Here is a 13,704-nt window from a genome sequence, read left to right as displayed (position 1 = left end):
CAATATACCATTCTTATATTTTTTTAAATAATTTAAGGTTGTTATTCGCTATTACTTCCCATCCGCTCAGGTTAATAGGGACCTCATTATCTCCCAACATGAGTAACCCTCCTGGTTTTAAACACTCATACATATAGTCTAACAATTTAATCTGACCTTCCACGGGTTGATAACACAGAGTATCACGGCATACTACCATATCCAGTGGTGGCAATGATGATTCATTGCTTAAATCACTGTATTCAAAAATAATACTGTCTTTGATTACCTCGTTAAATTGGGCTCCCGTACTCGTTGTGACAAGATATGGTTCATAGAAAGAAGATATTTTTTCCTTATCGACATTTAATCCAGGTGCAGAGGATATATTGATCAAATCATTGTCATTACCCTGGATTTTGAGGATGACTTCGGGGTTTTTATTTTTAAGAAGACAGGCTAAGGAATATGTCTCATAGCCTCTACCGCAACCCGGATTCCAAACCATGGCATTTCCCTTAAGGCTTGGAAGAAGGGGTTTGATATTGGCTATTAAATCATCACTCCACAGTTGCCCAGAACAGCTAGAGTTGAATCCTCTTAGGTATTCCTCGGCATCCTGTCTGTTTTTCAGCTGAAAGTTATCTTCACCCTTCACCTTCATCCATCCGTCAAAACGAGAAGAAATCCAATCCTCGTTCATACCACTGGGGAAGAAATTAAGATAGGTGGGGAGAGTTTCTTTAATAAAACCAAGATTCAGGGATTCATGATTATCCGTATTGGCGATTGATTCTTCTAATTCTGTAACCTCAGCAGGCATGGCTGCCTGGGCCGCAATATTTCTGATTTTTTCATTTTTATCGCTTTTTTCTTCTTTGTTGAAGATTTTTTCAGAATCCAGAATGATATAAAGACTGGAATCGTTTTCTACAACACCGTCAATATATTTTATATTAATATCTCCAAACAAAGGATGGGGAGGTTGTTTCCTCGAGGAATCAATGCCAATAACCTTATCTATGGTATCTACAAGAATCCCAATTGTATTATCTTCCAGCCGGAGGATAATCATGTTTTCAAAGCCTTTGTCTTCTTTGGGAACCGGCAAATTGAAGAAAACTCTCAAATCTATAACAGAAATGATGTCTCCTCTCATGTTATATACACCTTTGACAAAAGGGGCCGAATTCGGAACAAATGTGAATTTTAAGGCCTTATGAATCTCTTTTACCTTCATGATGTCTATGCCGTAATCTTTACCGGCCAGAGTAAATGTTACCATTTTAAAATCTATTTTGGCCAATTCAATTTCTTTTTCATTGGCCATTCTGTTCAGTCCCTGTACACTCGTATTCATCTGCCGTTTCCTTAATATGCCTGTGATCTTTTAAGCCTTGTTGCCTGCTCTTTTTGAATACAAAGATCTAAAAGCTGACTAACATCAATTATCAGTGAAACCGTTCCATCCCCCAAAATAGTTGCACCAGCAATTCCTGGGGAATTTGTATATTTATCTTTCAGAGGTTTGATGACAACATCCTCTTCTCCTATGAGAGAGTCTACCATTACCCCCATTTTCTTGTCCCCGCTACCCACGATGACAATGAAGTTATAATCCTTGGATTCCTCTGTATTGATTCTAAACAGACGGTTCATCCGGACAAGGGATATAACATCTTCCCTCACATTGAATACTTCATGATTATCAATAATTTTTATTTCTTCCGGTTTGATTCTATGGCTCTCTATAACACTGGTGATGGGTATAGCGTAGACTTCCGTTCCTACTCGGACAAGAAGCCCCTGGATGATTGCCAAGGTCAAGGGGAGTTTTATGATAAAACGAGTCCCTGTTCCTTTTGTTGAATGAACAGTTACGGTTCCATTTAATTTTTCGATTTCCTTCCTGACTACATCCAGGCCAACTCCGCGGCCGGAAATGTTTGTCACCTGCTGAGCTGTAGAAAAACCGGGTTCAAAGATCAAATTGAAGGCTTCTACATCAGAAAGATTTTTGCTTGGATGAATGATTCCTCTATCTATGGCTTTTTTCTTAACCTTTTCTACGTCAATACCGGCACCATCATCAGCAATCTCAATGACGATCATGTTCCCTTCATTACTGGCTTTCAGGAGTATCTGACCTTCACTTTCTTTGCCTGCAGCTTCCCGTTCTTCCGGAGCTTCGATTCCATGATCCAGGGAATTCCTGACACAATGCATTAATGGATCCAAAAGCTCTTCGATCACCGACTTATCGAGCTCTGTGTCTTCACCTTCAATGACCAGTTTTATATTCTTATTTAATGATTTTGAAAGATCTCTAACAAGACGGGGAAATCTGGAAAAGATTTGATTAATGGGTACCATTCTAATTTTTAGTATGGCTTCATGCAGGTCTCCCGTGTTGCGTCCGAGGTTCGCAGCGGTACTCTTGAAGGTTCCAACTGTTTGTTTAAAGCTGCTTTCAAAGGAGTCAAAAATTGTGAAAAGAGGTTCGTATTTTTCATTGATCTCTTTTTTGACTTCTTTTACAGATTTGTTTTTCTGAATATCTTCCAGATACTGGGGGAGTTCATCAAACAGGGATTTAAGTTTTTCCTTGAAGCTGCTTTCAGCATGCTGAAGTTCATTCTGGATATCTGCAAATGAGCTATTGATCTGATTAAAAGTAGCTTTATTGATCACTGCTTCACTCACCAGATTCAGTAAATTATCAATTCTTTTACTGTCTACACGCAGAATTGAACCGCTAGAGTCCTTTGATTTTGCTTTTACAGTGGAGGTCTTGTTGATTTCTTTATTGATAGCATCATGCTCATTAGCAGGTGTTGTTACTTTTTCTGGAGTCGCGGGTTTCTTCACTTCCAATGGCACACTTGTTTTTTCTTGTGCAACTCTTACTGGAGGGATTTCCTTTTTAACACTTACTTTAACAGCCGATGTCTCTTTACCCAGAATGGTGGCTGATACACCCTCTGTGACATCGTCAATCTGAGCCTCTGCTTCCACAGCGGCTGGATCCATTTCGGATGATAAATAATACAGAACCTCTGGATGATATTCATCTTCATAGAGTCGATCAAATTCTGGTATTGTTTTCAGTATCTGTCCGAAGGTTTTTAGTTTAGCATAGACTTGGATGCCCCCAACAGAATTCATGGGGTTTGACTCATCAAAAGATACAATCACTTGTAGAACAGGCAAACCGCCGGCAGCTTCTTTCAATTCAAGCATGTCATATTCAGACAAGACTGGACTTTCCTGTGCTTTTTTAAGCGGTTCAGCTGATGTGTTCACCGTGTTAGAGGGAGAGGATTCTGCTTTCCCCTCACTGAGAGTTCTCAAGGACTGCTTGAGGACAGATATATCTTCATCATAGATTGTACCATCACTTCTGGCAGAAAGCATTTCCTTGATAACGTCTATAGTAGGATTGTCTTCAATGGCCATAATGTTCTGTTCCAGCATTTCTACTTGAGAATTGGCCTCATAGAAAAAGTCTTTCAGTAATTCTTCATTGTTCGGATCAAGGTAATCACTCATGATTATATTCTCGCTTTTGATGATAAAAGTTCATTATATTTTTATATTAAATTATTATACCGAATAATACAAAGACAATTAATAGTATACAGCTTTAAAAGTGAGATTGTAAATATTTTAAAAGTTATTATCTCTATGGCTTAGACTATTTCTCTGACATTAGAAGAATATCCTAAGCACTTGGACCATATCATACGAAAATCATAGTGAGAGATAAATACAAAGGTATAGATAAATGAAAAAACTAATTTTTCCTATGTTCCTGCTGGCTTTGACAATTCATGGATTTTCCTATGAAACTGGTTTTTCCACTCAATTCGGAAATTATGGATTCTCAGAATATGACAGCAGTTCAACAACATACACTCCTTATTTTCAATGGGGAGGACAATTTTTTTATTTTGATCATTCTAAAGAGAATGAGAATCTGCAATATGGGTTCATCCTAGATCGAAATGCAGTTCAAGGCTATAGTTTCGCCTCCGAGTTGAGCTATGTTACGCCATATTATTCCATAGCCTTTGGTCCTGTTTTCGGGATCACTAATGAGTCTGTATCTCTGGTTAAACCAGGGTTTTCGGGGAGTTTGAAGGGAGAAATACCAGGCAGAGCCTTTTTAGAGATCGGAGGTGATATGATTCCGGCTCAGAACACAGGGATCGCTTATGATTACGGCACTTCTACGGGATATTATACCATCGGGTTTTATCTAAAGCAGGATCACATCCTCTGCTATTTCACACAGAATCTTGATATCTATTCCAGCCTCTCCGGATCTGAGCCCTATACAGATAGTCTTTTGACATATAATTTTTACACAGATTTCTTTGAAAAAGGATCAATATTTAAGATTACAACAAAAATGGGTTATGAAATATTAAGTAGAGACTTTGATAATGGAAATGATATTGAGATTAGAAACATCTTACTGGGAATCCAAACAGATTTTTATATCAATTCTTCAGCCGCAGTCTTCATTGGGATGGATAACAAAATATATCCCGGGTCCTATGGATCAATAGATTTGGGAGATATTCCAACGTATTTGATAACCGTCATGTCTGGATTCAAATGGAGTTCATAAAAAAAGACCCCTAAGAGGGGTCTTTTTATTAAAGAGCATAAATTCGGCTCTATTGTCAGTTAAGACTATGATTACTCAGCTGCGGGTTCCGCAACCTGTTCATCAGAATGCATTTTCTGAGATTCAAGATATCTGAGAACCTGAACATTTCCCAATCTTTTCAGCTCTGCATTTCTTCTGGCTTCTTCTCTATCTGCCAAAATACTCCAAGTTGATTCATGATCAATATCAGAGTTGAGAACATCAAGAACAGCCTGGTCATAAATGACGCTTATATCTTTGATATAAGAGATGAAGTCTCCACCTTCCTGCATTGCATCTCTATAAACATAGATGCTGTCAAGAGTTAAAGAAGGCTGGCTTCTTGGGTAAAGAGGATCATTTCTGAGTTCTCTATTTCTAATTTCGGTGATGTAGTTAGGATTCTGCCATTCCAGTTCTCTCCAGCCATCAAAATCCAGATAGCTTAAAAAGATAGACTGTGTGTTTTCATTGGAATCACGGAATACAAGACCGAGACCCATTGGAAAGTTCATACCATAAACACGAACTTTTACAGACTTAAGAACACCAACATTTTTTACAACACCATATCCTGTAAACTGTTCACCCCTAACAGGATCATCTTCAACAGTACTAGTTGCATAAGCGGGAATCGCAAAAGGAGGTTTAACCATCGCATAAGCGTTAAAAGATCCCTCTGGAAAATGGACTCTTATACCCATTACCTGATCACCTGCTGTAGCAAAATTGTTCACGTCATTCTGGACGGGAACTCCGAGTACATAGGAAAGAGAGTTGTTTACAACAGTCTGTGCAGAAGATGTAAGCTCAACTTCCCAGTTAGGAACGAGGAGAGAAGTCTGCATGGCAGCCTTTTCTTCTTCAGTGTAGCGTGTACCTGCTACCGTACTGAAATCCATCAATGTGGCCTTGTTCTGTCCCTGATAGTCATCAATCAGGTCTGAGAAGTTAATCATAACTGTTTCTTCAGCAAATACTGAGCCAGTCAGGAAAAAAACTGCCAAAAACAAGAGTGTGAAGAACCGTTTCATTCATAGCTCCTTTAAATTCTTTTCATATTATTTATAAACAAAATTATACAGATGCCCACATGTTTGTCAACGATTTAAAAATTTTTTTACTCAATCAAGAGTCTATTTTTTCCGAATCATAATAGAATTCAGAACCAGGAATCTGACCTTCTACTGTGACAACTATCTCTTTTATATGCGGAAAATTAAATTTGATGTTCCTTTGAAGGTAATCAATCTTCTCAGTATAGCTGAGTGGTATGCGGGGTGTATCCAAAATAAAGTCTTTGTTGAAATCAAGATATAAAGAATTCCCCGACCAAATAGATGCCTTGATCTTGGTCCCTTCCGGCATGAATGAGTTTAGTTCCAGTTCTACTGGTCCCAAAATGAGTTCACTGATAAAGAGATCTATTCTGTGTTTAGGATCAGACGATCTGTAAATATTTCTAATTTCTGCATTTTTACCGTTCATCCCATCTAAAGGAAAGAACAATACATGACTGTTTCTTCCTTTTTCAAGGTTAAATAAAATGAGTACAGTTATAAGAAAAAGGAAAATGAGCGCTACGGGAACAAAGGGAAGAATCTTTTTTATCATTAATTATACCTATTTTCAAAAAAATCTACAAAATCAACGATGCCATTATAGATTCCATTCTTTAGTCGCATCAAGTATTCAGGATCACGGAGTTTTGCTGTTTCTTCATTATTTGTTATGAAACCTGTTTCAATCAACACCGATGCCATCATGGCATTACGAACTACAAACCAAGATTCTTCCTTGATTCCTCTGTTGGGTGTTGTTTCTCCCAGTGACTCTTTAAGGTTTTCAGAAATATATCCGGCCAGTTTTTGGCTTTCCAGGGTAAATTCTTCTTCCATCAGAGTATTTAAAACGGGGTCCAGTCTATTTTCATGTCCTTCTTCGTTCAAAATCTGACGCCTATAATCTTCGGGAAGGTACCATATTTCAAAGCCTTGTGCTTTTTGGTTTAAGCTGGCGTTCGCATGAATGGATATATAGATAATTCCTTCCCCTTTTTGGAGATTGAAACTGTTGGCGAGATCGACTCTTTCTTCCAGAGTCGGATAGGTATCATTTGTTCTCGTTAAGATTATTTCCTTCTGGGTATATTTTTCTGATAGCTCCTCTTCTAGGGCAAGTGTCAGGTCCAGAACTAGGTTCTTTTCATATAAGGGAACTTTAATCCCATCTACTGGAAAGGAACTTGTGGCTCCGGAATCTCTTCCTCCATGGCCTGCATCTAATATGATGGCAGCCACTCTGAATTGTGATGCCGTGCTTCTTGAGTTTTCACTGAGAAAAAAACTGCTTATAAAGTCGACGGTGTCAGCAGAAAATTTTAAGACACCCTTTTCGTATACGATGGCTGCTGTGTAATAAACATCGCGGCCATTGAGAAGGAGTATGGACTCATCGGCCATAAAGGCAATGGATTGTTTGTCTTTTAAAAATATACCCTTCTTGATCGCTGGGTCCCAGAGAAGACGGGCTCCAGTTTTGGCAACCAGTTCCTCATGATTCATAGACTCAGCGTAGAGTGAGCTGCTTAAGAGACATATGTTTATTGTGATTAAGAGCTTAATGAACCTCATTGTTCTGATTAATATACCATAAACCGCCCTGAATGCCTCCCCTGATAAAGGCATACCAGAAATGAAGAGCATAGAGTGTCCACAGGGGTTCACTGGTTTTGGTGAGATTTTTTGTTTTTATGATCTCTTCCAGCGCCTCTTCCAAAGACAGGCAATTCCAATCCTTTTGTGAGAGAAAATCCAATCCTTGAGCTTTCTGAGGCACCGGAATGGGACTTTCTTTATATTGCATTGAAAAATCAGGTTTGAAGGCCTTGAGGTTTTCTAATTCCTTCCAGCTCTCCCTTAGGTAGGCAGACGGTGGAAACTGAGTCTCCAAGGGCATAGAAAGAAACTCTTGTGTCTCTGCATCACCACTTTCCAGGCTGATTCTAATCATTGACACAGCCTTGGCGCTCGCGTTTACAGCGCTTGCTCTATCTGGTCCCACGGCAATGACGTTTCCGCATTTCATGACATTGTTCAGTGGAAATTGGACTCTGTCTCCCTTATCAGAAATTAGAAAAATATCTTTTACGTAGTCAAGAGCATGGGCTTCTTCAAGATAGTGGATGTCCTGTATCCGTCCGGGTATAGATATAAAGGCTCTTTCAGAAGATGTATTGGATTCTGTAGCCTTCAGATTCACCGGCTTGAGTCCCATACTAAGGCGCATTCCTTCTTCGACTAGAGACACTCCCGAAGCATAGGGAAAGGTCCAGCCGGACATATAACCACCGGACAGTCTGGCGGCAATTTCACCAATCATCACTCCCCTTGAAGTGAGTTTTATATCACCTTTTGCCGCACCAGTCGTAATATTCAGGGCTTTTACGGCATTTTTGAATACACGATATATTTCCTCTTCCTCTGATTTCTCAATGTTAGAAGGAAGTGTATGTCCCATTTCGATGAAACAGGGAGGATAATAGATGTGTCTGTCAGCAAATCCGCATATGACAAGCTCGCCATCCACTACTAATGAATCAATGCTGAATTCTGGTCCGTCCATGAATTCTTCAACTATAGCACGATTTGTTCTGGAGAACTTTATGGCTTCGCTAAGGGCTTTTTCAAGATTTTCAGGAGTATCAACGGTGATAACTCCCCTACCGCCCATATTATCCACTGGTTTGACAACCAGGGGGTATAAGAGATGTTTTGTTTCTTTATGAGGATCCAGCTCGGCAGATAATTCACAAAATGCCGGAATGGGAATATTCTGTTCTTTAAATTTCATCCTCATTCGGTATTTGTCTGTACAGTCTAGTGCTGTCTGATAGGGAATTCCCGGAAGATTCAGCTTTTCTGCTATCCAGGCGACAGAGGCTGAGAAATCTGTTCCACAGGTGAAAACCCCCTGAATATTTCTTGTCGTCATCAGTTCTTCTGCTGCTTCCACAAGACCTACTCTATCTTTCAGGTCTATGTTTAGAAATTGATCTGCTCTGGAACGACAGGGAGCTTCAGGATTCCCATCGGCGGCGATGGTATACCAATTATTTTTTTTGGCAGCTTCAAAAGCCGGCAACTGCATGATTCCGGCTCCCAGTATCATTATGGCTGTTTGATTCATTTTATTTCCCTTTTTTAGCATAAATTTCAAATGTATCGCCCCATCCAAGGAGGATACTCATATATTTTCTCATATTATAAGTCAGAATCTTTTTTAATATGAGAGGAAATCTTTCGGGATGATGACCTGTTACATGGAATCGGATGGAACGAAAACCGTGCAATTTTAAGGCTTTTACGGCCGATTTTCTATCCCATAGGGTAAAATGATCTTCGGGACTGTTTTTAAGAAAGTTCTGCAGATTAAATTGGCCGCTTATTCCTGAAGCATGAGGTGTGGATAAGGCTAGAATCCCTCCCTCCTTCAATAAAGAGTTCAATTTTGGTAATAAGGATTTTAGGTCATCAAAATGCTCAATGACATACCACATGGTTATAACATCAAACTGATTTTCTGAAAAAACGGAGTGATGAATATCCAGGTTTTCAAAAGAGCCTTGATGAATATTGATTTGAGGATAGTTCTCCTGTATGTGAGAGACTGCCTCTTCGGAAATCTCTAGTCCCCAGGCGGAAAATCCCCTTTCGGCAGCTTTGAGTAAAAAGGGTCCATAGGCACATCCAATATCCAAAATCTTTCCCGCTTTTATGGGAATTCTATCTAATCTTTCTTCACCCATTTTTTGAATATGGGGAAAGTCTTCTAAATAGGTCTTTCCGTATTGTTTTTTGTATTCAGAGAAAAAATAGTCTTTAGAATATATGTCTGATTTCTGCATGAACTGAACCATATATTTCATGGAGCAGTTTGTGCAAATAAAATAACTCTTGAATTCAAATCGACCAATCACTTTGCGATCCATACTCCCGCAAACTGGACAGCTTTCACTTGAAATCGTCATTTTTTCAAGCCATTCTAGTAATGATTGATGTTTAATCGTCATTTTTGACCAGAGAGATTTAAAGGAGCTCTCCCCTCCTTCATTCAGTAATCCTATTGCATGATTCAAGTACTGATTCAACTGCCTTTTGTTTTTTTTAAATCCTCGAGGACAATAGGGTATCCTAAAATTCCTGGACAATTGATCATGGTAGCTTCCTGGATTGAATAACAGCACAAAAACTTGAGAGGCCAAAGCTTCAAGAGCTGTTAGTCCATAACTTGTGATCACAAGATCATAATGATGAAGCTGATTCTTGAGGTCTTCAACGTAATGTAAACATTGTACTTGATTAGGAATTGCCTCTGTGTTTCCCCTGTGGGGGAGAATGACTGACCATTCATAGTTTTCCAGCAGTTTCTTATCCAGGGAGTCGAGAATCTTTTGACTTAAATTTCCTGGATCTTCACCACCGAAGGAGATCAGGATCTTTTTCAATGGTCTTATGGATCTTATTTTCTCTGGGAAGTTTAAAAAGGAAAATACATGGTTGTTGGCTTGTTTCCGCTTCCTTGATGGTAGAATATCCAATACATAAGATGCTCTTTGTCGAAATGGTCCTGTCTCATCAATGGCTATCACAGGAATCTTATTCAAGACTGAAGGCACATCATATGTCGTTCGATTGTCCAGGACAATCAGTTTCCAGTCTATTTGTTTCAATTCTTTTTCTGAATCATGGCGAACCAGATTGGCAGTCTTTTTAATTAGAGGATGGTTTTTTAGATCAATGGCTGATTCCTTGTCTTCTGAAGGGAGGTAATAGTGAGCCTTTTTCAGTTCTGATGACCATTCTAAGCAGCGTCTTAGATGACCTGTACCGTTTCCATGCCTAATAGACGGGATAAATAGTATTTTGTCACTGTTAATCATGGTTGAGTAAATATTCCTTCAAGCGGCAAAAGTCGATGGTCTTTCCTTCATATAATTGTGAAAAAATATAAGAGATATTCTTATAATCCTCCAGTGTATCGAGGGTCACTCTCTGATTCATAGGTGGATTATGGTTTAAATACTTTAGACTGAACATATCAGGATTATTATAAATATAGGGTGTTACATGTTCATGATCATAGTTTGATTCAGTGAGAGGATAGGATTTTTCGAGGGCATCCCGCTTAAAGACTTCCACACCGCAACCGATGGGCAGCCCTTTCATGGCCATATAATCAGGACAATCGTCTTGTTCAAAGTCTTTTATCACTTTAGACGCCATTTCCCAGGAGACAAGAGGATTATCACCTGTTGCCCTGATGATGAGCTGAGGTTCATATAATCTACCAGCCTCAATATAGCGTTTTAAGACATCTTGTCTGTCGCCGGCAAAGACTTCAAAACCACAGCGATCGGCCAGTGGTTTCAGATCTTTTTCATCTCCCCGGGCCGTGACAATGACATAATTGTCCAAATCCAGGTTTTTAAGTGAGATCATGGCATGTTCTACGACAGTTTTATCGTCTATCAGTTTGAGGGCTTTTTGAGGAAGTCTGTGAGAATCCAGACGAACCTGTAAAAATACAGCTTTTTTCATTCTAATTCCCAGAGTTCTGTGAGGCTGTAAGGATCCAATTGAAACCGGTAGGTATTTACTCTAACCCACTGCCAGATTTCTCTATAATCTTTAAAAGAGTTGAATAGAGACATTCTGGACTGTAGATGAAAACGCAAGATGCTTTTTATGGACAAATGGCACGAGTCGCCTTTGTAAATGAGAGCCAGATTTTTCAAGAAAAACCGTTTATAAGAAAAGTCTATTGTAATATCATCGTGGGGTATTTCATTTTGATAGGCAATTTTAATACCTGTAAAACATTGTACTTTCTCTCCCCAAAGAAACGCCCTGAAACCAAAATCGAGTTTTTGCCAGTAGGGAGACCGAATCTTAGGATCAAATCCTTCTGATAGATTAAATTTTGCTCTATTGTAGATCCCGCAATAATCAAATGGATAGAGTGTGGGGGTCTCATTCTTTACTGAGCCCAGAGGAATCACATCGAGTTTAGATCCGGAGAATACAGGAGCCAGTCTAATCGGAATGGAATCTTTTCGGGCATTCATCAGTACGGGAACACTGCAAAGGGAATCCTGTTCAGATGCCATGGCAAAAAGACGCCCTGTCTTTCCTATGATCTGTAAATCCATATCGTCCCACATCACGAGGACATGTGATCCCGACGATTCTCGCATGGCAATATTAATTTTTTCACCCGTGGAAAGATGGTCTGGCATGACAATACATTTGAGGGTCGGCATCATTCTGGTCAGCCCATCCAGATCAGATCCGGGATTTTCTACTGAGAGTATCTCCTGAACCTGCATTTGAGCCAGTTTTTGTATCTGTTCCTTCCTGAAGGGACGACCTCCTCTACTGAGAAGAACAATCGTAATTCCTTCAAAGGTTTCCCGTTCACTGTCTCCTGAGGTCACAACAGTATATCCAGGGAGTGAATTAGAAGTTATAGCTGTAGTATTCATCACAACCGGCACATACTCCCTTATACTCTTCATTTAAATGCTCATTGTAGAGAGTTCTTCCATTGTTCCAGATTGATTCCAGGGGGACTTCGAAGCAGTTCTCTCTTTGATGTTTTCCATTGATATCTTCGCGGCAGCGGACAACCGATCCATCTAGAAGAATCGCCATTTCTCTCTTCAAATGCCAGCAGGGAAATCTTTTTAATGGCGATAGGTCGGTAATCTTTTTTTCGGGCAGGGATTTGGAGAAGTGGTCATATTTCTGAATGATAACATTGTTGGTTTTTTCTTTCCAAAATCGGTAAAACTCTTCAAGATCATCTTCATTCTCTTTCATCCTGACCGCCTGTATCCAGGTGCGCTCGGGATTGACTGTCAGCATTTTCTCGATCATGGAAAGAGCTTCTACCTGGCCGTCTCCCCTGAGTTGTTTGTATAGATTGCTGTCCATAGCATCCAGAGAAAAAATCCATTCAATTCGATTAGACTCTAAAATCTCTGCCATTTCAGGCGTTTCAAGATTACCCCATCCAATTCCAGAGCTTTCGATGACAAAATTCAATCTGCTTTTCTGTATAAGAGATGTTAAAACATTCTTTATATCAGAATGCATGGCAGGTTCACCCCAAAGGCTCAAAGAGATCCTTGCTTCTGGAGTAAAAGCCTCAATGGATTCAGCCAGTTTTAAAATATTGTGGATAGACATCTCTGAATTGTCACTTCTATGATGCGGATTCATTGTAGGATAGGGACAATAGGAGCAACTTTGAGGACAAGATGAAGAAATCTGTATCTGATAGTAATTGGGGACAGTTCTACAGTGTTCATCAAGGGATTTATGTTTTTCCATAAAATCTTCTGCAGTGATTATTCCTGATTTCATGAAACTTTCAAGCTGAAGGAAATTGATTTGATTCTCCGTACTGAGGCATATTCTCTTTAAGCGTAGGTCTACTGATGAAATCTCTGTCTCTATATCAAAAGAATTGATGTCTTTTTGAATCCATGAAAACAGGCTCTCACGTTCGATGGCTTCTTTTTTTTCTGGAATGATTTTATTGAGATCCTTAAGGGTATTGGATGAAATGATTTCCGGAGCCAGACCAAGGGGGTAACCATCAGCAAAAGTATAATCAGCATAATACTTTAAGTGATTGGCATACATCTTTTTCATCAGGTTCTGATCCAGTAAGGGGGTGTCGGTGTAATAATAGAAACAGTGATCATAGCCTTCCGATTCTTTCGCCATGGTTTTTAGCAATAGATCCTGTCTGTCTGACTCAAGATATACTATGTCCGGGTTCTCGGTATCACCGTAGAATGCTAGAACCTGTTCCTGATCCAGGGCTATAGGGATTACTTTTTCCACATCGGGAATACAGGCTGTAAAATCCTGAACCATTTGTGATATGGTTCTATTACTTGGAAGTTGCTTTTGTGAGTAGGAATTGCTTTTGATCAAATTCAGAAATACTATATTTCTCATAGTCACAATATCGTCAAAAAGAATATTTCATCTGAGGGAAAG

Annotated in this window: 11 protein-coding genes; 1 reads left to right on the top strand and 10 read right to left on the bottom strand. The window is 39.4% G+C overall.

The window, feature by feature from the left end:
- Positions 1-13 precede the first annotated feature (13 nt).
- Both EXM22_RS05715 and EXM22_RS05710 read right to left on the bottom strand, forming a co-directional pair.
- Positions 14-1,339, bottom strand: coding sequence for a CheR family methyltransferase (locus EXM22_RS05715; RefSeq protein WP_149485590.1), 1,326 nt, complete (start codon positions 1,337-1,339; stop codon positions 14-16).
- Between the two features lie 11 nt (positions 1,340-1,350).
- Positions 1,351-3,528 (bottom strand): chemotaxis protein CheA, encoded by a 2,178-nt coding sequence (locus EXM22_RS05710; RefSeq protein WP_149485589.1) that lies wholly within the window; start codon positions 3,526-3,528, stop codon positions 1,351-1,353.
- A 235-nt stretch (positions 3,529-3,763) separates the two neighbouring features.
- Between EXM22_RS05710 and EXM22_RS05705 the strand changes: the two genes are divergently transcribed.
- Positions 3,764-4,612, top strand: coding sequence for a hypothetical protein (locus EXM22_RS05705; protein WP_149485588.1), 849 nt, complete (start codon positions 3,764-3,766; stop codon positions 4,610-4,612).
- A gap of 71 nt (positions 4,613-4,683) precedes the next feature.
- Here EXM22_RS05705 and EXM22_RS05700 read toward each other — a convergent pair whose 3' ends face one another.
- The 8 genes from EXM22_RS05700 to EXM22_RS05665 all read right to left on the bottom strand — a co-directional run bounded on the left by EXM22_RS05700 (position 4,684) and on the right by EXM22_RS05665 (position 13,662).
- A complete protein-coding gene (locus EXM22_RS05700; protein ID WP_149485587.1) occupies positions 4,684-5,667 on the bottom strand; it encodes a flagellar filament outer layer protein FlaA in 984 nt (327 codons plus the stop codon).
- Between the two features lie 94 nt (positions 5,668-5,761).
- Positions 5,762-6,247 carry a GerMN domain-containing protein gene (locus EXM22_RS05695; RefSeq protein WP_149485586.1) on the bottom strand — a complete coding sequence of 162 codons (486 nt, stop codon included), beginning with the start codon at positions 6,245-6,247 and terminating at the stop codon, positions 5,762-5,764.
- Positions 6,247-7,197 (bottom strand): N-acetylmuramoyl-L-alanine amidase family protein, encoded by a 951-nt coding sequence (locus EXM22_RS05690; RefSeq protein WP_168203369.1) that lies wholly within the window; start codon positions 7,195-7,197, stop codon positions 6,247-6,249. Before EXM22_RS05690 ends, EXM22_RS05695 begins: the two co-directional genes overlap by 1 nt.
- Positions 7,198-7,252: 55 nt before the next feature.
- Complete coding sequence (locus EXM22_RS05685) at positions 7,253-8,821, bottom strand: ATP-grasp domain-containing protein (protein WP_168203368.1); 1,569 nt, start codon at positions 8,819-8,821, stop codon at positions 7,253-7,255.
- A gap of 1 nt (position 8,822) precedes the next feature.
- A complete protein-coding gene (locus EXM22_RS05680) occupies positions 8,823-10,574 on the bottom strand; it encodes a methyltransferase domain-containing protein (RefSeq protein WP_149485583.1) in 1,752 nt (583 codons plus the stop codon).
- Positions 10,567-11,232, bottom strand: a complete 666-nt coding sequence (locus EXM22_RS05675; RefSeq protein ID WP_149485582.1) for a cytidylyltransferase domain-containing protein — start codon at positions 11,230-11,232, stop codon at positions 10,567-10,569. The genes EXM22_RS05680 and EXM22_RS05675 overlap by 8 nt, the downstream gene beginning before the upstream one ends.
- A complete protein-coding gene (locus EXM22_RS05670; RefSeq protein ID WP_149485581.1) occupies positions 11,229-12,176 on the bottom strand; it encodes a hypothetical protein in 948 nt (315 codons plus the stop codon). Before EXM22_RS05670 ends, EXM22_RS05675 begins: the two co-directional genes overlap by 4 nt.
- Complete coding sequence (locus EXM22_RS05665) at positions 12,151-13,662, bottom strand: spiro-SPASM protein (protein WP_149485580.1); 1,512 nt, start codon at positions 13,660-13,662, stop codon at positions 12,151-12,153. The genes EXM22_RS05670 and EXM22_RS05665 overlap by 26 nt, the downstream gene beginning before the upstream one ends.
- Between the last annotated feature and the right edge of the window lie 42 nt (positions 13,663-13,704).

The sequence above is a fragment of the Oceanispirochaeta crateris genome, assembly GCF_008329965.1.
GTDB lineage: Bacteria > Spirochaetota > Spirochaetia > DSM-2461 > DSM-2461 > Oceanispirochaeta > Oceanispirochaeta crateris.
Note: the sequence above shows the minus strand (reverse complement) of the source record. Positions and strands in the feature narration are given on the sequence as shown.